This window comes from Pandoraea terrigena (assembly GCF_902459705.1).
Lineage (GTDB): Bacteria > Pseudomonadota > Gammaproteobacteria > Burkholderiales > Burkholderiaceae > Pandoraea > Pandoraea terrigena.
Genome location: NZ_CABPRU010000029.1, coordinates 1 through 1,088 on the forward strand (window position 1 = coordinate 1; position 1,088 = coordinate 1,088).

Here is a 1,088-nt window from a genome sequence, read left to right on the forward strand (position 1 = left end):
CTTAGTCTCCAGTTTCAAGTGCAACACCGCGAATGATGTAGGGTGTTGCGATGAAGAAGAACTACAGGCATTTGAGCGCGGAGGAACGCGCGGTAATCATGATTGAACATACGAAGGACACGAGCGCGACGGCGATTGCTCGAATGCTTGGTCGTGCGACTTCGACGGTGACACGGGAACTCAAGCGAAACTGCGAGGCGGCGTCGGCCCACTATGACGCCACGCGTGCGGCCATGGCATACCGGACGCGGCGTGAACACAGCGTGCGTCGGCGAAAATTGATTTCCGGCAGCCAGCTTTATCAGCACGTACATAACCGGCTGATCTACTGGCGCTGGTCGCCGCAGCAGATTGCTGCCAGACTTCGTCGGATGTATCCCGACGAACCCGACCAACGCATCAGCCACGAAACGATTTACGCCGCGATCTATGCGCATCCGCGCGGCGGGCTCAAGCAGGCGATGATCGACGCCTTGCGCCAGGAAAAGCCTGCGCGCGGGCGTCGGCGTACGAGCCTTGCTCAGCGCAGTTTCGTGCCCGAGGATTTGCGCATCATGTATCGGCCCGAGCAGATCGAACTGCGGCAGTGGCCTGGACATTGGGAGGGCGACCTCATCAAAGGCGCTTTTAATCGCTCCTGCGTGGGCACACTGGTGGAGCGTAAGACGCGTTTCGTCGTGCTGTGCCGCATGGACGGCTGCACGGCTCAGGATGCGCTGGAGGGCTTCACACGTCAGATGAAGAAGCTGCCGGCCTTTCTGCGTGAGAGCCTGACGTACGATCGCGGCACAGAAATGACGTGTCATGTCGAACTGTCCAACCGTTTGAATCTCGATATCTGGTTTGCCGATCCGTACGCGCCCTGGCAGCGCGGCAGCAACGAGAACACCAACGGCTTGCTGCGTCAGTTCTTGCCAAAGGGCATGGATCTCTCAAGTGTCAGCCAGACCCAACTCAACGACATTGCCAAATTGCTCAATGGGCGCCCGCGTCAGACACTCGGCTGGGACACCCCCGAGGAAGCAATGGCCAAGGAATTGGAAACCGCTGGGTTAGCTCAACGTTGCACTTGACTCTTGAGACCGCCC

General features: G+C 59.0%; 1 protein-coding gene. It reads left to right on the top strand.

Going from position 1 to position 1,088, the window contains the following annotated elements:
• The first annotated feature begins 50 nt into the window (after positions 1–50).
• Complete coding sequence (locus PTE31013_RS24640; protein ID WP_150615202.1) at positions 51–1,073, top strand: IS30 family transposase; 1,023 nt, start codon at positions 51–53, stop codon at positions 1,071–1,073.
• Positions 1,074–1,088: the final 15 nt, after the last annotated feature.